At 70.2% G+C, this 19,808-nt stretch carries 16 protein-coding genes; 11 read left to right on the forward strand and 5 right to left on the reverse strand.

The genetic code is table 11. The features are described from left to right. Positions 1-2,633: 2,633 nt before the first annotated feature. Entirely contained in the window at positions 2,634-3,284 is a 651-nt protein-coding gene (locus ENSA5_RS07300; protein WP_106390910.1) for a 16S rRNA (guanine(527)-N(7))-methyltransferase RsmG, read from the reverse strand. A gap of 197 nt (positions 3,285-3,481) precedes the next feature. On the opposite strand from ENSA5_RS07300, the gene ENSA5_RS07305 reads away from it, so the two are divergent. From ENSA5_RS07305 to ENSA5_RS35690, 5 genes are all read left to right on the forward strand, one after another. Then, a complete protein-coding gene (locus ENSA5_RS07305) occupies positions 3,482-4,498 on the forward strand; it encodes an aminotransferase class I/II-fold pyridoxal phosphate-dependent enzyme (protein ID WP_258182775.1) in 1,017 nt (338 codons plus the stop codon). Then, entirely contained in the window at positions 4,495-5,217 is a 723-nt protein-coding gene (bioD, locus tag ENSA5_RS07310; RefSeq protein WP_181197477.1) for a dethiobiotin synthase, read from the forward strand. Before ENSA5_RS07305 ends, bioD begins: the two co-directional genes overlap by 4 nt. 32 nt (positions 5,218-5,249) lie before the next feature. Continuing rightward, the gene (locus ENSA5_RS07315; protein WP_146155422.1) at positions 5,250-6,287 is read left to right on the forward strand and encodes a hypothetical protein; all 1,038 of its coding nucleotides are present in this window, start codon (positions 5,250-5,252) and stop codon (positions 6,285-6,287) included. Between the two features lie 3 nt (positions 6,288-6,290). Then, positions 6,291-6,959, forward strand: coding sequence for a thiamine phosphate synthase (locus ENSA5_RS07320; RefSeq protein WP_106390914.1), 669 nt, complete (start codon positions 6,291-6,293; stop codon positions 6,957-6,959). Positions 6,960-7,128: 169 nt separating this feature from the next. Continuing rightward, positions 7,129-7,326, forward strand: a complete 198-nt coding sequence (locus ENSA5_RS35690) for a hypothetical protein (RefSeq protein ID WP_146155423.1) — start codon at positions 7,129-7,131, stop codon at positions 7,324-7,326. A 1-nt stretch (position 7,327) separates the two neighbouring features. On the opposite strand, the gene ENSA5_RS07325 is transcribed toward ENSA5_RS35690, so the two are convergent. Together ENSA5_RS07325 and ENSA5_RS07330 are read right to left on the reverse strand one after the other, a co-directional pair. Then, on the reverse strand, positions 7,328-8,620 hold the full coding sequence (locus ENSA5_RS07325) for a LeuA family protein (protein ID WP_106390915.1): 1,293 nt from the start codon (positions 8,618-8,620) through the stop codon (positions 7,328-7,330). A 20-nt stretch (positions 8,621-8,640) separates the two neighbouring features. Then, entirely contained in the window at positions 8,641-9,840 is a 1,200-nt protein-coding gene (locus tag ENSA5_RS07330) for an acetyl-CoA C-acetyltransferase (protein WP_106390916.1), read from the reverse strand. Positions 9,841-9,936: 96 nt separating this feature from the next. Here ENSA5_RS07330 and ENSA5_RS07340 point away from each other — a divergent pair, with 96 nt between their 5' ends. The 3 genes from ENSA5_RS07340 to ENSA5_RS07350 are packed head-to-tail and all read left to right on the forward strand — an operon-like array spanning position 9,937 to position 13,323. Beyond that, a complete protein-coding gene (locus tag ENSA5_RS07340) occupies positions 9,937-10,710 on the forward strand; it encodes a hypothetical protein (RefSeq protein WP_181197478.1) in 774 nt (257 codons plus the stop codon). Between the two features lie 20 nt (positions 10,711-10,730). Then, positions 10,731-12,878 (forward strand): excinuclease ABC subunit UvrB, encoded by a 2,148-nt coding sequence (gene uvrB, locus ENSA5_RS07345; protein ID WP_106390919.1) that lies wholly within the window; start codon positions 10,731-10,733, stop codon positions 12,876-12,878. 43 nt (positions 12,879-12,921) lie between these two features. After that, the gene (locus ENSA5_RS07350; RefSeq protein ID WP_146155425.1) at positions 12,922-13,323 is read left to right on the forward strand and encodes a helix-turn-helix domain-containing protein; all 402 of its coding nucleotides are present in this window, start codon (positions 12,922-12,924) and stop codon (positions 13,321-13,323) included. Between the two features lie 41 nt (positions 13,324-13,364). Here the strand turns inward: ENSA5_RS07350 and ENSA5_RS07355 are convergent, their stop codons facing one another. Together ENSA5_RS07355 and ENSA5_RS07360 are read right to left on the reverse strand one after the other, a co-directional pair. After that, complete coding sequence (locus tag ENSA5_RS07355) at positions 13,365-13,727, reverse strand: hypothetical protein (protein WP_106390921.1); 363 nt, start codon at positions 13,725-13,727, stop codon at positions 13,365-13,367. Positions 13,728-14,553: 826 nt separating this feature from the next. After that, positions 14,554-16,521 carry a serine/threonine-protein kinase gene (locus tag ENSA5_RS07360; RefSeq protein ID WP_106390922.1) on the reverse strand — a complete coding sequence of 656 codons (1,968 nt, stop codon included), beginning with the start codon at positions 16,519-16,521 and terminating at the stop codon, positions 14,554-14,556. Between the two features lie 378 nt (positions 16,522-16,899). On the opposite strand from ENSA5_RS07360, the gene ENSA5_RS07365 reads away from it, so the two are divergent. The 3 genes from ENSA5_RS07365 (at position 16,900) to ENSA5_RS07375 (ending at position 19,806) form a co-directional block, all read left to right on the forward strand. Beyond that, a complete protein-coding gene (locus ENSA5_RS07365; RefSeq protein WP_106390923.1) occupies positions 16,900-17,130 on the forward strand; it encodes a hypothetical protein in 231 nt (76 codons plus the stop codon). Between the two features lie 92 nt (positions 17,131-17,222). Continuing rightward, entirely contained in the window at positions 17,223-19,445 is a 2,223-nt protein-coding gene (dnaX, locus tag ENSA5_RS07370) for a DNA polymerase III subunit gamma/tau (RefSeq protein WP_106390924.1), read from the forward strand. Positions 19,446-19,485: 40 nt separating this feature from the next. Next, on the forward strand, positions 19,486-19,806 hold the full coding sequence (locus ENSA5_RS07375; RefSeq protein ID WP_106390925.1) for a YbaB/EbfC family nucleoid-associated protein: 321 nt from the start codon (positions 19,486-19,488) through the stop codon (positions 19,804-19,806). The last annotated feature ends 2 nt before the right edge of the window (positions 19,807-19,808 follow it).

Below are 19,808 nucleotides of genomic sequence, written 5' to 3' on the forward strand. Positions count from 1 at the left end.
CACGGGCAGCAGGAGGTCCGGTCGAGGACCGTCGCCTCGCCATCTGGAGTGCAGAAGGCTCTTGGTGCTGTGGCGGGGTTGTGGTCGGCGGCGCTTCGATGGTGCTTTTCGGGCGGCGATAGTCCTCGACCGGACCTCCTGCGGCCTTTTCGTGCGCTCATCGTGCCGCGGAGGATTGCCCCGCGGTTGGCTGGCGAGGGTGGGGAGCTCGCGGTCGTTGGTGGGCCGGAGTCGAGGTCGTCGGGGAGCGCGCACGGGCAGCAGGAGGTCCGGTCGAGGACCGTCGCCTCGCCATCTGGAGTGCAGAAGGCTCTTGGTGCTGTGGCGGGGTTGTGGTCGGCGGCGCTTCGATGGTGCTTTTCGGGCGGCGATAGTCCTCAACCGGACCTCCTGCGGCCTTTTCGTGCGCTCATCGTGCCGCGGAAGATTGGCCCGCGGTTGGCTGGCGAGGGTGGGGAGCTCGCAGGACCTCCTGCGGCCTTTTCGTGCGCTCATCGTTCGGCGAAGAATGGCCCCGTGTTTGGCTGGCGAGGGAGTTCGCGGCCGTTGGTGGGGCGGAGTCGAGGTCGTCGGGGAGCGCGCACGGGCAGCAGGAGGTCCGGTCGAGGACCGTCGCCTCTCCATCTGGGGTGCAGAGGGCTCTTGGTACTTCGGCTGGGTTGTGGTCGGCGGTGCCTCGATGGTGCTTTTCGGGCGGCGATAGTCCTCGACCGGACCTCCTGCGGCCTTTTCGTGCGCTCATCGTGCCGCGGAAGATTGCCCCGCGGCGGACTGGCGAGGGTTGTCGTGATTCGGCTTGGGTGCTGCGGTTCGATGTGGGCTCAATCGGTAGGCTCAGCCGGGTGGTCCACCACGTGGAGCACTGGGCGGGCGAAGGGGTCTGGAGGCCGGGGCCCGACGTTGGCCTCAGCCGGGTGGTCCACGTGGGCCACTGGAGCCGGGCGAAGGGGTCTGGAGGCCGGCGCCGACGTTAGCTTCAGCCAGTTGTTCCACGTGGAACACTGTGGCCCGGGGCGATCTTCAGACCGGGGCCTGACGTTAGCTTTAGCCAGGGGTTCCATGTGGAACACCGAGGACCGGGGTGAGAAGGTGAGAGCCTCTGCAGTCCGAGGCCCTGCCAGGTGTTCCACGTGGAACGCCGGGGGGCGCGGTGAGGGGGTCTGCAGTCTGAGGTCCTGCCAGGTGTTCCACGTGGAACGCCGGGGGCGCGGGGCGGGGAGGCTGCAGTCTGAGGCCCTGCAGGGTGTTCCACGTGGAACACTGCGGGCCGGGGTGAGAGGCCTGAGGGACTCTGAAGTCCGACACATCTGGAACCCATGGGCGACCACCAGCAGCCGGCTGGCGCTCGCAGTCCGAAGTGCCAGCCGGCCGATGAGCCACGCAAAGGCGGAAGCCCCTCAACGCCTTCGAGCCTCCAGCTCCGTGACCAGCGTCGCCAGTCCGCCGCGGGGCCATCCTTCGCCGAACGATGAGCGCACGCAAAGGCGGCAGGAGGTCCGGTCGAGGACTATCGCCGCCCGAAAAGCCCCATCGAAGCCCAGCCGATTACAACCGCGCCGGAGCACCAAGAGCCTTCTGCACTCCAGATGGAGAGGCGACGGTCCTCGAGCGGACCTCCTGCCGCCCGTGCGCGCTGCCCGACGTCCTCGCCGCAGTTCTCCAACGACCGCGAGGTGCCCACCCAGAACCCCCGGAAGCACTGCCCCTCCATCGCAGACTCATTCCCCGTCGCGGGCTCATTCGTCGCCGAGCGGTGAGGCGCACCCAAGAGACCCAATCGAAGCCCACGAACCACTTCGAGCCCCAACTCGCGCCATGACCCGGCGTCGCCAGTCCGAGGCGGAGCAATTCTTCGCCGCACCCTGAGCGCACGAAAAGGCAGCAGGAGGTCCGGTCGAGGACTATCGCCGCCCGAAAAGCCCCATCGAAGCGCCGCCGACCACAACCCCGCCACAGCACCAAGAGCCCTCTGCACCCCAGATGGAGAGGCGACGGTCCTCGATCGGACCACCTGCTGCCCGTGCGCGCTGCCCGACGTCCACGACTCCATCCCCCCAACGACCAGGAGCCGCCCCGAGCCCAGCGTCGCCAGTCCGAGGCGGAGCCATTCTTCGCCGCACGATGAGCGCACGACAAGGCAGCAGGAGGTCCGGTCGAGGACTATCGCCGCCCGAAAAGCCCCACCGAAGCGCCGCCGACCACAACCCCGCCGAAGCACCAAGAGCCCTCTGCACCCCAGATGGAGAGGCGACGGTCCTCGACCGGACCACCTGCAGCCCGTGCGCGCTACCCGACGTCCACGACTCCGCCCCCCCAACGACCAGGAGGTGTCCAGCACCGTGAGCAGCGTCGCCAGACCGAGGCGGAGCCATTCTTCGCCGCACGATGAGCGCACGACAAGGCAGCAGGAGGTCCGGTCGAGGACTATCGCCGCCCGAAAAGCCCCATCGAAGCGCAGTCGATCACAACCGCGCCGGACCCCCAAGAGCCCTCTGCACCCCAGATGGAGAGGCGACGGTCCTCGATCGGACCACCTGCAGCCCGTGCGCGCTACCCGACGTCCACGACTCCGCCCCCCCAACGACCACGAGCTCCCCCAAGACCACCCTCACCAGCCCGCCACAGAGACAAACTCACCCAGTTGTTCCACGTGGAACACTCCAGACTCCGACAGCCGACCACCGCTCCCCATCCACGCGTCCCGCGAGCTCGCTCCCTTCCGGGACAGAATCCCCAGCGTTCAGATGCAGGCAGATCATGCCCCGTGGCTTCATCCAAGGGGTGACCTCCGCGATCCAGCGCTCTGGCGAGAACACAGCTCGAGCGCTGGCGGCGTCGAAGCCCGGCTCCAGCGCGGCGCCGTCGATCGGTCGCCACTTGCTTCCCTCGAGCCGGCCACGGATCACCCGGGCATCCGGACGACCGATCTTCGCCAGGGCGAGCTCCAGCGCGCTTGCCCGCTTCTCGCGCGGCTCGACGAGCACGAGGTTTAGATCTCCGAGCCAGGCAGCCAGGACCAGGGCCGGAAACCCGCCCCCGCTTCCAACGTCGAGCCAGCGCCCGCGGATCTTCAGACGCTCGGCCAAGGCGACGACCTGCAGGGCCTCGATCACATGGGCGTCGAGCTCCGAGTCCTCGCGAAGGGCCCCAGTCAGGTTCATCGAGCGTCCATAGAATCGAATAAAATCCTTTATTATCAATAACTTATCTAATTTGCGGGTGGTAATCTCCAGGCCCAGATCCCGGCAACTCTCGCGCAGTACTGCCTCGCTCACGGCGAGCATCTTGCCACGATCGCGTCGGGCCGCTTGGATCGAGGCTCGTGACTCGACGCCTACCTCTATCTGCTCGGGGCAACCTCGAGCTCGACCGGCGGCTCGAGGCTGCGCTCGAGGGGGAGCGCGAGGCGTCGAGGGAGCGGCGCTGTCCCGCGGCGACCCGGCGCCGGGGGCTTCGCTATGCGCTCGGGGGCGCCGAGGTGGTGAGCTTTTGCAGCAACGATTATCTCGGTCTCGCAGACCTCCGGCCGCCCGGGCCGGCTGGGGCTGCGCTCGCGCCCTCGGGAGCCGCGTCTTCGCGCCTCGTCTGCGGCGAGATGGACGCTCACCGGGAGGTGGAGCGCAGCTTCGCCCGCTTCGTTGGCTTCGAGGACGCGATCCTGTTTCCGAGCGGCTTTCAGGCCAACGTCGGGGTCCCGGCGTCGCTGCTGCGGCCGAGCGATACCGTCTATAGCGACGCGCTCAACCACGCGAGCCTGATCGACGGGCTGCGTCTGGCCCCGGCGACCCGCCGAATTCTCGACCACCTCGCGTCGCCGCCCGAGGCCAGCGAAGCCAGCTGGTGGTTCGTCGAGTCGGTGTTCTCCATGGACGGCGACGGGCCGGGGCTCGAGCAGCTCGACGCGCACCTTGGCCGCGGTGGGTGCGTCTATCTCGACGAAGCCCACGCGATCGGGCTCCACGCTGGCGGGCGGGGTCGCGCGGCCGCGCTCCGTCATCGGCCGAGCGTGCTCGTGGCGCCGCTCGGCAAGGCCTTTGGGTGCGCGGGGGCCTTCGTCTGTGCCTCGGCGACGGTCTGCGCGTGGATCCGTGGCCACGCGCGAGGCTTCGTCTTCACCACCGCTGTGTCGCCGGTCCTGGTGCCCCGGATCAACCACGCGCTCGAGCTCGTGGCGGGGCCGGAGGGCGAGCGCCGACGCGAGCGGCTGTGGCGAAACGTCGAGCTGTTCCGCGCGCGCCTCGGTGGACATGTCGACGCCGACGGGGCCTCGCCGATCTTCCCGGTGCTCGTGGGTGACGACCGCCGCGCGCTGGCGCTGTCGGCCGCGCTGCTCGAGCGGGGCTGGCACGTCCAGGCGATCCGCCCGCCGACGGTCCCGGAGAACGGCGCGCGGCTGCGGATCACGATCAGCGCCGCGCACGAGCCCGAGACGGTCGAGCGCTTCGCCGCGGAGCTGTGTCAGCTGCTCGAGCAGGCGCCGGGACGAGGTGCGGCTTGACCTCGCGCGTGTTCTTGGTCGGGACCGACACCAACGCGGGCAAGACGACTGTCGCGTGTGCGCTGCTGCGCGCCGCCGCGCGAGCGCAGCTTCGTGCGATCCCCTTCAAGCCGGCCGAGTCGGGCCCGGCCGGACCGAGCAGCGACCGAGCGCGGCTGCTCGCGTCGTCGATCCTCGACCGCGGCGAGCTCGACGAGCTGTCGCCCCTGCGCTGGTCCCAGCCGATCGCGCCAGGCATGGCCGATGATCCCAACCCTTTCGTGGGTCGGGGGGCCTCGGTCAGCGATGTCGAGGCGATGCTCGGTCGGGCCCGGTGGGCGCTCGCGCGGCTCGAGCAGCGCCACGAGGCTCAGCTCAGCTTGATCGAGGGCGCGGGCGGGCTCCTCGTGCCGATGCCCGGGGGCAGCTGGCTGCCCGACTGGATCGAGGGGCTCCGGGCGCGGCCGCTGATCATCGCGCGCGCGGGGCTCGGGACGATCAACCACACCCTGCTCACGGTCGAGTCGCTGCGCGTGCGCGAGCTCGAGCCGCTCGGCTTCATCTTTACCCAGCTCCTGCCCCGAGACGACGCGTCGCGCTCGCACAACGGGACGGTCATCGAGCAGCGCAGCGGCGTGCCCTGTCTGGGTAGCTTGCCCTACCTCGGCCGGCCGCCGAGCTTCCCCGAGGACGACGGGTGGCTGGCTCCGGACTTCTGGCCCCGGGTCCTGGCCGAGTGACCCCGGCAAACCCTTGACGTAGTCTCCGGTCCGTGTCGCTGCGTAGCGTGACCCTCGCGTCTGCCCTGGTCGTCGGCCTCGCGCTGACGGCGTCCTGCCGGGGCGTCGAGCCGCCCTACCCGCCGGGCAAGGCGCCGGAGGTCGCGGATCTGCTCGCCGCGACCGCGCCAGCCTCGAGCGCGATCCAGGTGCCGCGGGCCAAGGTCCGCCAGGGCGCGGGCCCGGCCGCGAGCTTGATGTTGGTCGCCCAGGCCCCGGCCCGCTTCAGCGGGACGATTCAGATCTCTGGCAACGAGCTGGTCACGCTGGTCGTCAACGAAGACGAGTACGGGCTGCGCTGGGTCGGCGGACGCGAGGGCCGCGACGCGCTCGAGCCGGGCTACTACTCGGGCCCGCCCTCGCGCTGCGCGGTCGAGACCTTGCTGGGTGTCGACCTCGAGCCCGAGGCCTTCGTCAACATGGTCCTCGGCGGCGCGCCGCTGATCGACGAGCCCCACCAGGTGCTGGGCCGAAAGTGGGACCGCAAGGCCGGCCGCGAGCGTCTGCGGATCGCCAACGGTGACTACGAGCAAGAGCTGGCCTTCGCGTGGGTCGACGCGGGCTGGCGCTTCGCCGGGGCCACGCTGTGGGCGACCGGCGGCGGCGGCGAGCCCACCTGGCTGTGGACGATCGACCACACCGCCCTCCACGAGGTCGAGGGCGAGATCCTGCCTCACAAAACCCAGATCCGTCGGCCCAAGCCCAAGGGCAAGGGCGAGCTGGTGATCAACGTCAGCTTTCAAAAGCAGGTCCCCAACCCCGCGCTCGGTGGCGAGCTGTCCGCGGATCCGCCGTCCGACGCGGACGCAGGAGGCGGCGGTGAGACCGGTGACGAGCCCGCCAACGCGGGTGATGGCTGGGATGACGATTGGGGCGACGAGGAAGAGGAAGAAGGCGAGGGTGGGGGACCCGGCGACGCAGCTGAAGCCCCCGCGGCCGCCGAGGTCCCGACGCCGCCACCGATCCCGCCGCAGTTCGTCGGCAACCCCACGGGTCTGACTCCCCGCGGGGACCTGTGCGCGGGGCGTTGAACCATGGGGAGCATCCAAATTAGGGGTCTGTACGCGATCGTGGATCTGCCCCACCGCGACGGGCTCGATCCTATCGTGGTGGTCGACGCCATGATCGAGGGCGGGGCCAGCGTCGTTCAGCTTCGGTCCAAGCACGCGCCGCTCGATCCGGTCGTCGTCCGTGCGCTCGGGCTTCGCTGTCACGCTGGCGGGGTCCCGCTGATCATCAATGACGAGCTCGAGCTGGCCGAGGCCGGCGAGCTCGGGGTCGCCGGCGTGCACCTGGGCCAGACCGACCTCGCCCGCCTCGGTGGCACGCCCGACGAGCGCCGACGTCGGCGCGCGAGCCTACGCGAGGCCGGGTTGGTGTTGGGGATCTCGACCCACAGCTGCGCGCAGCTGCGGACCACCTGCGACGAGCTCGACCCGGACTACGTCGGCTTTGGGCCGGTGTTCGCGACCGGGACCAAGGCCAACCCCGAGCCGGTCGTCGGTCTCGCCGGGCTCGAGGCCGCGTGCGCAGCTTCGGCTGTGCCGGTCGTGGCGATCGGCGGGATCGGGCTCGACGACGCGCTCGACCTGGCCCGGCGGGGCGCCGCCGCGATCGCGGTGATCGGTGCGCTGACGGGGCCGAGCCCGGAGCGGATCCGTGAACGTGCCCTCGCGCTGTCGCGGGCCTTCGCGGGTGAGTGAGCGGTCATTGATCCAAAGCCCACTTCCAAAGCCCACTTTGATCCAAAGCCCACTTTGATATTGCTCGACTGCGACAGCGACGTCGCGGTCGTGTCATCGGAATCGAAGGACCAACAGCAAAAAGCGCCGAAAATTTGCCGGCGCCCAAGACCCGGGTCAAACCAAATACATGGCCTTTGTACGCGACTCGGGGGTTCGGGTGAGTCAGGCCGTAGCGAGGGCCAAGCGAACCTTGCGTACCGGGCCGCTGCCGAGTGTCCCCTGGCGTGAGCTCGACCGCCGCAGCAGCGTCGAGCATCACCTGACGCTGTTGATCCTGGTCGCGTTTGCGATGCTCGCCGGGATCCAGCTCTTGCTCCTGAGCTGAGTCAGTCCGCCCGCGCCGACGACGAGTAGCTCTCGATCGCGGCGTGGACCTCGTCGTCGCTGAGGATGTGATCGGTGGCCTTGGCGACCCCAAACAGGTGCTTCACGAGGCCCTCGTCGGCGCTGATGCCCCGGCTGTGCAGCCAATAGCGGACGTTGGATTCGCCCGACATGAAGCCGATCTCGATGCGCTGCTGCCGACCAAACCAATTGGCTGGGACCCCGCTATAGATGCGGTCGGCGAGCTCGTCGTCGCCCTTGTTGATCGCCTTGATGACCGCGGCCGCGTGGACGCCGGTCGCGGTTCGAAACGCGTCCTCGCCGACGAGCGGGTACTGCTTGTGGATCGGGACCTCGCAGGCTTTCGAGACGGTCTCGCACCATGGCACGAGCTGGCTGAGGTCGCGCTCGGGCAGCTCGCCGAGCAATTTGAGGTTCATCAGGGTCAGATCCAATGACGCGTTGCCGACCCGCTCGCCGATCCCGAGCGCGGTCCCGTGGATGCGGTCGGCGCCGGCCTCGAGCGCGACGATGTTGTTGGTCACGCCGAGGCCGCGGTCGTTGTGGCCGTGCCAGTCGATCCCGACGTGGTCGGCCCGGATCGTCTCGAGCAAGAGCCGGGTGAAGCTGACGAGGTCGCGGACGCCGTTGGGGGTGACGTGCCCGACGGTGTCGCACAGGCACAGGCGCTGGACGCCGTACTCGACGGCGCAGCGAAACAGCTGATCGAGCACCTGCGGCGTCGACCGGGTCGTGTCCTCGGTGACGAAGCAGATCGGGAGGCCACGCTTGGTGCAGAGCTCGGCGGCGGCGCGGGTCCGGTCGAGCAGCAAGGAGACGTCCCAGTTCTCGGTGTAGAGCCGGATCGGGCTCGATCCGAGGAACGCGTAGACCCAGATCTTCTGGCCGGTCTTGTCGGCGATGTCGGCGACGGCGTTGATGTCGCGCTCGTGGGTTCGGGCGGCGCAGGCGTACTCGATGTCGAGCTTCTCGCGCTCGGCGAACTCGATCAGCGCGGTGACGTCTGCGACCGCGCGGGGGCCCGCGCCCGGCAGCCCGAGGTCGACGGCGTCGATCCCGAGCGCCGCCGTGAGCCGTAGGATCTCTCGCTTCTCCTCGAGTGAGGGGTCGCGGACCGAGGGCGACTGGATGCCGTCGCGCAGGGTCTCGTCGAAGAAGGTGACCTTGCGCTTGTCGAGCGGGCTCAGCGATCCGCGGCGGTTGCGGCTGTTCCAGTCGTAGATCAAGTCGCTCGCGCGGGGCTCCCCCGCGGCTTGGCTGGTTGGCTCGGACATGGTTGGTGCTCCTTGGTCGCTCAGCAGGCTTCGATCACGAGGGCGATGCCCTGGCCGCCGCCGATGCAGGCCGAGCCGACCGCGTACTTGCCCCCGCGGCGGCGCAGCTCGTGGGCGAGGTGGGCGGTGATGCGCGCGCCCGAGGCCCCGAGCGGGTGGCCGAGGGAGATCGCGCCGCCGTCGACGTTGACCTTGGCGCGGTCGAGCTCGAGCTCCTTCTCGCAGGCGAGGTACTGGGGCGCGAAGGCCTCGTTGATCTCGATCAGATCGAGATCCGAGAGCCCGAGGCCCGCGCGCTCGAGCGCCCCGCGGATCGCCGGGACCGGGCCGATGCCCATGATCTTGGGGTCGACCCCGGCGACGTGCCACCCGACGAGGCGCGCGAGCGGCTGGAGCTCGTGGGTTTTGACGGCGTCCTCGCTGGCCAACATGATCGCGCCCGCGCCGTCGCAGATGCCCGAGGCGTTGCCCGCCGTGACGACGCCGGTCTTGCTGAACGAGGCGCGGAGCTTGGCGAGGCCCTCGAGGCTGCTGTCGCGGCGCGGGTGCTCGTCGGTGTCGACGACGACGGTCTTGCGCCGGCCCTCGACGGTGACCGGGGCGAGCTCGGCGTCGAAGCGCCCGGCGTCCTTGGCCGCCGCCCAGGCCTGCTGGCTGCGCAGGGCGTAGGCGTCGCACTGCTCGCGGGTGATGCCGTACTGCTCGGCGAGCTTCTCGGCGGTCATGCCCATGGCGCAGCCGGCGTAGCTGTCGGTCAGCGAGCTCCACAGCGTGTCCTCGAGCTCGGGGTTCTTGCCCAGGCGCGTGCCCCAGCGCAGGCCCCGGGTCGCGTGGGGTGCCTGGCTCATGCTCTCGGTCCCGCCGGTCAGGACGACCTCGGCGTCGCCGAGCAGGATCTCCTGGGCGCCGTTGACGACCGACTGGAAGCCCGAACCGCACAGGCGATTGACGGTCAGCGCGGGCGTGGGGATCGGGACCCCCGAGCGAAGCCCGACGTGGCGGGCCATGTAGATCGCGTCGGCCGAGGTCTGGGCGACGTTGCCGATGATGACGTGGTCGATCGCCGCGGGGTCGACGGCCGCGGCCTCGATCGCGGCCTTGGCCGCGACGACCTGCAGATCCGTCGCCGAGAGATCTTTGAACGCGCCGCCGAACGCTCCAAAGGGGCTGCGCTTGGCGCTGACCAGGTACACCGTACGGGATAGAGCTTTCTTCACCATTGAGGTCTAGTATGCCACGCAGCGAAAGCCTCTTTGCGCCTGTGCTCGCGCCGTCGCGGCGCTCGAAGGGGGCTTACTCACGGTTGACCCGAGCTCATGCACGCACTCGTCGCGCTCGCCCTGATCTTGGGGCCACCTCCGGGTAGCTCGGAGCCGGACCGGGGCGACGCGACGAGCTCGAGCTCGCCGGACCCGACGAGCTCGCCGAGCCCGACGAGCTCGCCGAGCCCGCCGAGCTCGCCGAGCTCGCCGGGGGCCTCGCTGCGCGCCTATCTTCGGCGGCCGCTTCCACGCAGCGCGCGCTTCCTCGACCACGGCGTGATCGCGCTGACCACCGGCGGGGGCACGCCGCACATCTATCGCCTGGATCTGCGGGTCGGCCTGTTCGACCACGTGAGCGTCGGCGCGACCCTTCACTGGCTCCCGGGTCAGCGCGCGCCGCAGGTCTGGCCGGTCGGCGCGATCGCGTTCTGGCGGATGCGCGGCGCCTCGGGCGTCGGCTTTGAAGTCGGCGCCCACTACCGCCCGGTGCTCTACCCACCCGTCGATCCTCAGCTCGAGTTCGTGCCCCGGACGCACCTCGGGCTCGGGTCGGTGGTCGTGTCGTCGGGGCTGTTCTCGGCCGGGCTCGACGTCGGCGCCGCCCACACCCGCGCGCGCGTGGTCGACCCCGCCGAGACCCTGGCCTTTCGTCGCCGGGCCGTGTTCGGCGGCGGTGTGTTCGCGCGGGTCGGCAACCGCCGCGTGGGCCTGAGCGCCGACGCCCTCGCGGTCCTCGGCCCCGATCCGCTCCTGGTGTTCGAGCTGGCCGTGGACCTGCGCTTTGGTGTGTTCGAGGAGCGCGCCCGCGGTGGCTGGCGCGAGCCCTGAGGCCACACTATGGTCCGGCCATGGCTCGCCGCACCGCCAGCTCCGCCGAACAAGCGTGGACCGTCGACGAGGCCGAGCTCGGCTGGGATCTCGACAACCCGGTCCGCCCGACGATCGCCGCGGATCGCCCGTTCACGCTGGTCAGCGAATTCGAGCCGCGCGGGAGCCAGCCCGGGGCGATCGCCGAGCTCACGAGCGGGCTCGAGGCCGGCGACCCCGCGCAGGTCCTGCTCGGGATCACGGGCTCGGGCAAGACCTTCACGATCGCCAACGTGATCGCCAAGGTCCAGCGTCCGACCCTGATCCTGGCCCACAACAAGACCCTCGCGGCCCAGCTCTACGGCGAATTCAAGGGCCTGTTCCCGAACAACGCCGTCGAGTACTTCGTGTCCTACTACGACTACTACCAGCCCGAGGCCTACGTGGCCTCGACGGACACGTACATCGAGAAGGACTCGAACATCAATGAGCAGATCGATCGCATGCGCCACGCGGCGACCTACTCGCTGCTCTCGCGCCGCGACGTGATCATCGTCGCGAGCGTCTCGTGCATCTTCGGCATCGGCTCGGCCGAGGCCTACTACGGCATGGTCGCGCCGATCTCCGTCGGCGAAGAGCTCGATCGTGACGTGCTGTTGCGGCGGCTCGTGGCCATGCACTACGAGCGCAACGACGTCGACTTTCATCGCGGGACCTTTCGCGTCCGCGGCGACGTCGTCGAGATCTTCCCGGCCTACGAGGACGACACCGCGGTCCGCGTCGAATTCTTTGGCGACGAGGTCGAGGCGATCCGCGAGATGGATCCGCTGCGCGGGACCTCGCGCGGGGCGATGAAGCGCGTGACCCTGTTCCCGGCCAGCCACTACGTCACGCCGGCCAGCAAGATGCGCGAGGCGATCGAGGGCATCAGGGTCGAGCTCGGCGAGCGCCTGCCGCAGCTGCGCGACGACATGAAGCTCGTCGAGGCCCAGCGCCTCGAGCAGCGCTGCATGTTCGACCTCGAGATGCTCGAGGAGATGGGCCGGTGCTCGGGCATCGAGAACTACTCGCGCCACCTCTCGGGCCGGGGCCCGGGCGAGCCGCCGCCGACCCTGCTCGACTACTTCCCCGACGACTTCATCCTCGTCGTCGACGAGTCTCACGCGACGATCCCCCAGGTCCGCGCGATGTATCGGGGCGACCGCGCGCGCAAGACGACCCTGGTCGAGCACGGCTTTCGCCTGCCCTCGGCGCTCGACAACCGCCCGCTCAAGGCCGACGAGTTCGAGCAGCGGATCAAGCAGGCGATCTACGTGTCGGCGACCCCGGGCGACTACGAGCTCGACAAGACCGAGGGCGTCGTCGTCGAGCAGATCATTCGGCCCACGGGGCTGCTCGACCCGACGATCGAGGTTCGCCCGATCGCGGGCCAGGTCGACGACCTGCTCGACGAGATCCGGGCGCGGATCGATCGCGACGAGCGGGTGCTCGTGACCACGCTGACCAAGCGCATGGCCGAAGATCTGACCGAGTACTACGCCGACCTCGGCCTCCGCGTGCGCTACCTGCACTCGGACGTCGACACCCTCGAGCGGGTCGAGATCATCCGCGACCTCCGGCTCGGCGAGTTCGACGTGCTCGTCGGCATCAACCTCTTGCGTGAGGGCCTCGACCTGCCCGAGGTCTCGCTCGTCGCGATCCTCGACGCCGATAAGGAGGGCTTCTTGCGGTCCGAGCGGAGCCTGATGCAGACCTGCGGCCGCGCCGCTCGCAACCTCAATGGCCGGGTGATCATGTACGCCGACCGGATCACCGACTCGATGAAGGCGGCGCTGGCGGAGACCGAGCGGCGCCGGGCGATCCAGTCCGCGTACAACGCCGAGCACGGGATCGTGCCCCGCAGCACCCGAGCCAAGATCACGCCGATCGAGCAGGACAAGCCCGCCCCAGGTGCCGCCCGCGCTCGGGGCAAGCGGGGCGCGGGCGCGGGGGCGGGCGCGGTCGAGATGCCCGTCGGCCTCGACCACGCCAGCGACGAAGATCTGCTGCCCGGCGAGCTCGGCGAGCGGATCGCCGAGCTCGAGGAGCAGATGCGCGCGCTGGCCAAGGAGCTGCGCTACGAGGAGGCCGCGAAGCTGCGAGACCGGCTCCGGGTGCTCGAGGTTCGGCGCCTGGAATTCTCTTCTTGATTGGCCGCCGGGTCCCGGGGACTGCTGCTATGGTCCCGGCGCGGTGGAAGAAGGCGACAGGCAGCGGTCTCGGACTCGACCTCGCAACGATCGGGAGGCCGCGGAGCGGCGCTACATGGCCGAGCTCGGCAAGCGCGTGCGTCTCGCTCGTGAGCACCGCGGCATGACCCAAAAAGAGGCCGCGAAGGCGGCCGGCATTGCGACCGACATGATCTCCCGGCTCGAGAACGGTCGCTACCAGAGCCCGGGCTTGCGGACGCTGGTCCGGATCGCGGACGGGCTCGGGTCCACGGTCTCCGAGCTGCTGCCCGACATCAGCGGCGAGCCCCAGGCCAGCACGGCCGAGCAGTCCCAGCGCGCCCGGCTGATCGCCCTGGCCCACCGCGCCGAGCCCGTCGACCTCGAGCTCATCGTCGAGATCGCGAGCGTGATCGTCAATCGCTGAGTCGCTCGCGCGCGCGGTCGCGGTCAAACGCGCGGTCGCGGTTAAAAATGCAGGGTCAGGCCGCCGAGTCCGGGCGTGACGCGGACCCTGGCGCGACCGCCCGCGCGGCGTGACTGGCGAGCGTAGCGGCGACTCACGAGGCCGATCGCGAGGGTCGTGACCGCGAGCCCGACGCTGACTCCGGTCAGGATGTAGGCGCTCTGGGCGTAGCGCTGGTAGGCGCGAGCGTGGAAGTCCGGGTTGCCGATCACAAAGTCCGGCGGGCAGCTGCCGTCGTCGAACTGGTAGCAGCTGTCCTCCTTGAACAGACGCTGCTGACCGTTGGCGAGGAGGCCGAGGGTCAAGGCGCCGACCCCCGCGGCGCCGGTCATGCCGAGGCCCGCCCAGGTGACCTTGCGCAGCACGAGCGCGCGGCGGGCTTGGGTCCGCGCGAGCTCGAGCGCCTCCGGGCTCGGGCGGCAACAGGGCGCGGAGGTCGACGACGAGGGCCTCGCCGGCGAAGAGCTCGTAGGTCTCCCGGGCCCGCACGCCGTCGGCGTCGACGACCTCGATCTCGATCTCGCCGGGCGCCACCATCACGGGGAAGGCGTCGAGCCCGACGAGCTCGCCCTGTACGCGCAGCTCGACGGGCGGCCGGCTCGCGGCGTAGCGCAGCCCCTTGAGCACGGCGACCTCTCGGACCAGGGCCTCGATCGAGCGCTCGGCCGCGAGGACCAGCTCCTCTTTGCGGGCGGGCTCGGCCAAGAAGCGCTCGTAGGTCTCGATCGCGAGGACCGTCGCGCCCGCGTTCTCGTAGGCGAGCGCGGCGTTGAACAGGGCCTCGGATGTCGGCTGCAGCGCATAAGAGCGCATGAAGGCCTCGGCCGCGGTGTCGTAGTCGCCCGCGTTGCCGAGCTCGTAGCCACGCGCGTACCACCCGACGGCCGTGCGCGGCTCGGGCGGCTCGGGCTCGGGAGGTTCACAGGCCTCGAGCTCGGGGTCGCAGTCGAGGTCGAGCGGTGGCGACGCGTCGGGTGGCGACGCGTCGGGTGGCGAGGCGGCGCGGGTGCTCGGCCCGCAGACGAGCCCCACGACCAGGGCGAGCGAGCTCGTGCCCACCCGCGCCCGCACTGCTGCGCGGCGGCGGAGGCGGAGGCGAGCCCCCACCTTTCCCTCGTCGTGACGCCTCACGCTGTCCGCAGCTTACTAAATCGGTCCCCAGGCGTCGGCGAGCCGCGCCGAGCGCGGGGCTCAGCCGCCGGAGTCGCGGAGGCTGTCGGGGACCGGGACGAAGCCCTTCTTGCCCGGATCGGTCTCGCCCGCGTCGTGGCTGGTGGGCTTGGGCGCGAGCGCTTTGCCCTTGGTCAGCTTGCGCGGGCGCTTGAGGGACTTGCTGGCCGAGGGTTTGGGCGCGACGGGCTGGAGCCGGGGCGAGAAGCTCTGATCGTTGGCCGGGGGCAGCTGGAGCGTGTGGGGCTCGTAGCCGTCGAGCTCGAGGCGGATGTCGAGGGGGTCCTCGCCGACCGGCACGTGCACGAAGGTTGGCGTGTGGCCCCGGGGCTCGCCGGCGATGAACACCTGCGCGCCCGTCGGCGTGGTCGAGAACCACCAGCGGATCATCCCGGCGGGTTTTTGGGGGACGGGCTTGTACTCGGCCGCAGCCAGGGAGTTCGGGGCCGCTCGCTTGGACGGGGGGACCGCGTCGGGCTCGGTCTGGGTCGAGTCGGTCTCGGCCGCGCTCGGCCGCTCACCCGGGCTCGGGTTTGGGTCCGGGGTCGCCGTCGCGCCGCGCTCGGGCCCGATCGCCAACATGGCGGCGACCGCGAGCCCCGCGCCGAGCATCGGGAGCAGCAGCCACATCGTCCACTGGGCGAGTCCCGGCTTCGCGCCGTCGACCCCGGAGGCGGAGGCGGAGGTGGAGCCGGAGGCGCTCGCGAGCCCAGGTCGCGAGCTCTCGCTCAGCCAGCCCGGATCGGAGCCAGAGGTGCCGAGCGCGAGGCCGCCGCTGGGGGTCATGGCCAGGTCGTCGAGGGTCGGGTTCGAGCCCGTCGGCGGTCGCGCGACCTGCTTCGTCGGCTCGACCAACCACTCGTGCGCGTCCGCGACCAGCGCGTCGTGCTCGCCGGTCCGCCGCAGCGCGGCCCGGGCATAGTCGACGCGGCGGCGAAAGAAGCGACGCATCTGCTGACCGAGGTAGCCGCGAGGCTCACCGCGGGCGGCGCTCGTGTCGGCCTCGAGGGGCAGCTCGTCGGCCAGCCGAAGCAGGCGCTTGACGTCGCTCAGCATCGCGCCCGCGTCAGCGTGGCGGCGCTCGGGATCGGCGGCCAGGGCCCGGGCGAGCAGGTCGTCGAGCCCCTCGCGGAGGCGGGGGTGCTCGGCGAGCTCGGGCCGGGCGCCGTCGAGCGCCGGGACCTCGCAGGCGATGACCTTCTCGAGGGTCGCGGCCTCGGTCGCGCAGGCGAACAGGCGGCGGCCGGTCAACAGCTCCCAGGTGATCACGCCGACGGCGAAGAGATCCGTGCGGTGGTCGACGCGGCCGTCACCTCGAGCTTGCTCGGGCGACATGTAGGCCAGCTTCCCGCGCAGCTCCCCGGTCTTGGTGTTGGACGCCTTGCCCGCGGCCTTCATGATCCCGAAGTCGCCAACCTTGGCCCAGCCGTTGAGGTTGATGAGGATGTTGTGGGGCGAGACGTCGCGGTGGACCAGCTCGTAGGGGTGACCGTCGGCGTCGCGGAGCTCGTGGGCGGCGGCGAGACCCTCGAGGGTGTCGGCCATGACCTGCAAGACCACGGGGACCGGGAGCCGCTCCCCGTCGAGGGCCCGGATGAGGGCGGCGAGGTTCTCGCCCTCGATGAACTCCATCACCATGTAGTGGGCCCCGTCGCTCTGACCGAGATCGAGGATCTCGACGACGTGGGGGTGATGAATGCGCGCTGCGATCCGCGCTTCGTCGAGGAACATGCCGACGAACTCGGCCTCGCTCGCAAGGTGCGGGTGGATGACCTTGACCGCGACGATCTTCTCGAACCCGGCCTTGCCCTTGGCCCGGCCGAGGTACACCGTCGCCATTCCGCCGTGCGCGATGCGGTGGATCAGCTCGTAGCGGCCGACCCACCTGCGCAGGAGCAGGGGCTCGGCCTCGGGCTCAGCCCGCGAGGGCGCTGGCGGGTCATCCTGCCGACGCGGCGGGACGACCTGGGTGTCGGGCTCGGGCTGCATGGACGGGTGCGTGCGCCGGCCACGTCCAGGCGGTGGCCGTGGTGCCGCCGAGGATCAACATACGCCAAAGCCATGGCCCGATCACCAGCGCGTGACCTGAGCTCAACACGCCGAGCTCGCGCATAACCCGCGAGGAGATCTCGGAGATCTTCTCCACAGGCAGAAATATCCAGTATCAGTCGATAATCTCAATGGCGGATAAGTCGATGGCGCGTCAAATTCGCCATGATCAATTTCTCTAATGTTCTCGATCACTTGGATCCCATTATCCACAGGATATTGTGTTGGCGCTCCCAGCGCACCACCATATCTTGTGGAATGAGCCTTGCGTGCCCAATCCTGTTGGCGTAGAGGTCGAGAGAGGGGAGCGACACAGACATGGCCAAGCGACAAACCCGCCGAAGCATCTCCGTCAAGGGCATCACCTACCAGCGCTTGAAGGACTACTGCGACGCCAGCGGCTGCAGTGTGAGCGGCTATCTCGAGGAAATCATTGCAGAAAAGCTGGACGCTGCGGGGATCCCGGTGCCGACGGTCCTCAAGGCTCGGCCCGAGCGCAAGCCCGAGACCCAGACCGAAGAGATCGTCTCGCAGCACTTCACTTTTTGAGCAGCACGAGTTGGAGCCGGGGTTGGCGCCCGGAGCTCCATGGACGGCCGGCCGCATGACGCGGCGGCCGTTTTTGCTAAGGTCCCGAGCCCGTGGCCTACCTCGCTCTAGCGCGCAAGTACCGACCGCAGCGCTTCGCCGACATGATCGGCCAGGAGCACGTCACGCGCACGCTGGAGAACGCGATCCGGACCGATCGCGTCCACCATGCCTATCTCTTTTGTGGCGTCCGCGGCCTCGGCAAGACCACCGCCGCGCGGATCCTCGCCAAGGCGCTGGTCTGTGAGCGCGGCCCGACGCCCGAGCCCTGCAACGAGTGTGCGCAGTGCGTGGCGGTCAACCAGGGTCGCTCGGTCGATGTGATCGAGATCGACGGCGCGAGCAACAACTCCGTCGAGGACGTCCGCTCGCTGCGCGATCAGGTCAACTACCTGCCGCAGACGGCGCGCCGCAAGATCTACATCATCGACGAGGTCCACATGCTCACGCAGCAGGCCTTCAACGCGTTGCTCAAGACGCTCGAAGAGCCGCCGCCGCACGTGACCTTCATGTTTGCGACGACGGACCCTCACAAGGTCCTGCCGACGATCCTCTCGCGCGTGTCGCGGCTCGACTATCGCCGGGTCCGCGCGGCCACGCTCGCGCCCTACCTCGAGCAGATCCTCGCCCGCGAGGGCTTCTCGGTCGAGGCCGAGGGCCTCAACGTGATCGCGCGCTGCGGCGAGGGCTCGGTCCGCGACTCGCTGACCCTGCTCGACAAGGTCATCGCCTTCGCCCAGGACCCCAAGGCGATCACGACCGCCGAGGTCCTCGGGGTCCTCGGCCACGCCGGGCGCTTTGCGATCGCCCAGCTCGTCCAGGCCGTGCTCGAGCGCGACACCCCGCAGGTCCTCGCCCGCTTCGAAGAGATCACCTCGACGGGCAGCGATCTCATGCAGCTGACCGTGGCGATCTTGCAGCACCTGCGCGACCTCGCCGTGGTCAAGCTGACCGGCAGTCGCGCCGCGCTGCTCGACATGAGCGACGACCTCTACGCCCAGCTCGCGGACCAGGCGAAGGGCGTCGAGGCCACCGTCATCGCCCAGCACTTCGACCGCTTCGCGCGGGTCATCGACAACCTCGAGAACAGCCGCGCGCCGCGGCTGGTGGTCGAGATGGGGCTGCTCGAGCTGTGCACCGCCGAGCCGCTGGTCCCGCTCGGAGATCTCGTCGCGCGCCTCGACGCGCTCGGGGCCGGTCGCGGAGGCGGCGGAGGTGCCGGCGGAGGTGGCGGAGGCGGGCGCGCTCGGCCGCCCTCGCGTGGCCGCGGGCGCCGAGCCGACGCCGAGGATCGTCCGGCCATGCGCGCGGGGCAGCCGGAATTTGTCAGGTCGAATTCGCCTCCAGCTCACGTCGCCGAAGCCCGCCGCGAGCCGGTCCGGGACGTGGCCCGCGAGCCGGTCCGGGAAGTGGCCCGGGAGCCGGTCCGCGAACCGGTCCGCGAACGGGAAGTGGCCCGCGAAGTCGAGCGAGCCGAGCCCAGGCCGAGCGAGGCCCGCCCGAGTCCGGCGCGCTCGAACCCGGAGGAGGCCGACATCGACATGCTCGAGCAGCTCGCGCGTGACGCCGGGTTGCTCCCAGGCAGCGGGCCGCCGCCGGCCCGGCAAGCCCGCGCTCCGCGACCCGTGGAGCCGGCCTGGCAGCCCGAGCCCCAGGCCACGCCCGAGCCCGGGCCCACGCCCTCCTCGCGCGGTCCGGAGCCCGGCTCCGAGTTTGCCCTGACCAACGAGGCCCTCGATCCCCTCCGCCGCTCGGGCGATCCCGAGGCCGGCTGCCCGAGCTCGCGCTGCACCCCGCGCGAGCCGATCGCCTGGCGCGAGCTCGACACCTGGGACGCCTGGGAGTCGTTCCTGGCCAAGACCCGCGAAGAGAACGATCTGCTGTGGGCGGTGCTCCAGGATCTCGGCCTGGTCGCGATTCGTGAGGGCACCGTCGTGCTCGCGTCGCCGGCCACGGGCTTCGCTCAGACCCAGCTGCGCGAGAACCCCGAGCTCAAGACCGCCTTCGAACACCTGACCGCGGTGTACTTCGGCGAGGTCATGCACCTCGAGGTCGTCGACGCGACCCCAACGCTGCCAGACACGCCGAGCCTCGCGCTCGTCGAGGACGAGCGCGAGCGCCGACACCAGGCCGCGATCACCCACGACGCCGAGCACAACCCGCGGATCCGCTCGGTGCTCAGCGCCTTCGCCGGTCAGATGACCAGCGTCGAGCCCCTCGAAGGCCCGGCGCTGCCGCCGATCGGCCAGCGAGGTTTGCCGGACGTGCGCCCCTGAGTGGGTCGGCGAGGCCCCGATTTTCGCCTATCATCCCCCGATGGCGGACTTCGACATTTCGCAGCTCATGCAGCAAGCCCAGCAGATGCGTGAGCAGATGGAGTATCTGCAAAAGGGCCTGGCCGAGCAGAGCGTGGAGGGCTCGGCTGGGGGCGGCGTGGTCACGGTCAAGATCACGGGGGCGCAGCAGGTCACCGCGGTCGAGATCTCCGACGCCGCGCTCGAGGACCGCGAGATGCTTCAGGATCTGATCGTCGCCGCCGTCAACAACGCGATCGAGAAGTCCAAGGCCCTGGCCCAGGACCGCCTCGGGTCGATGTTGCCCCCCGGCATGTTCCCGGGCGGCATGCCCAACCTGTGAGC

This window comes from Enhygromyxa salina (assembly GCF_002994615.1).
In the GTDB taxonomy this organism is placed as follows: domain Bacteria; phylum Myxococcota_A; class Polyangia; order Nannocystales; family Nannocystaceae; genus Plesiocystis; species Plesiocystis salina_A.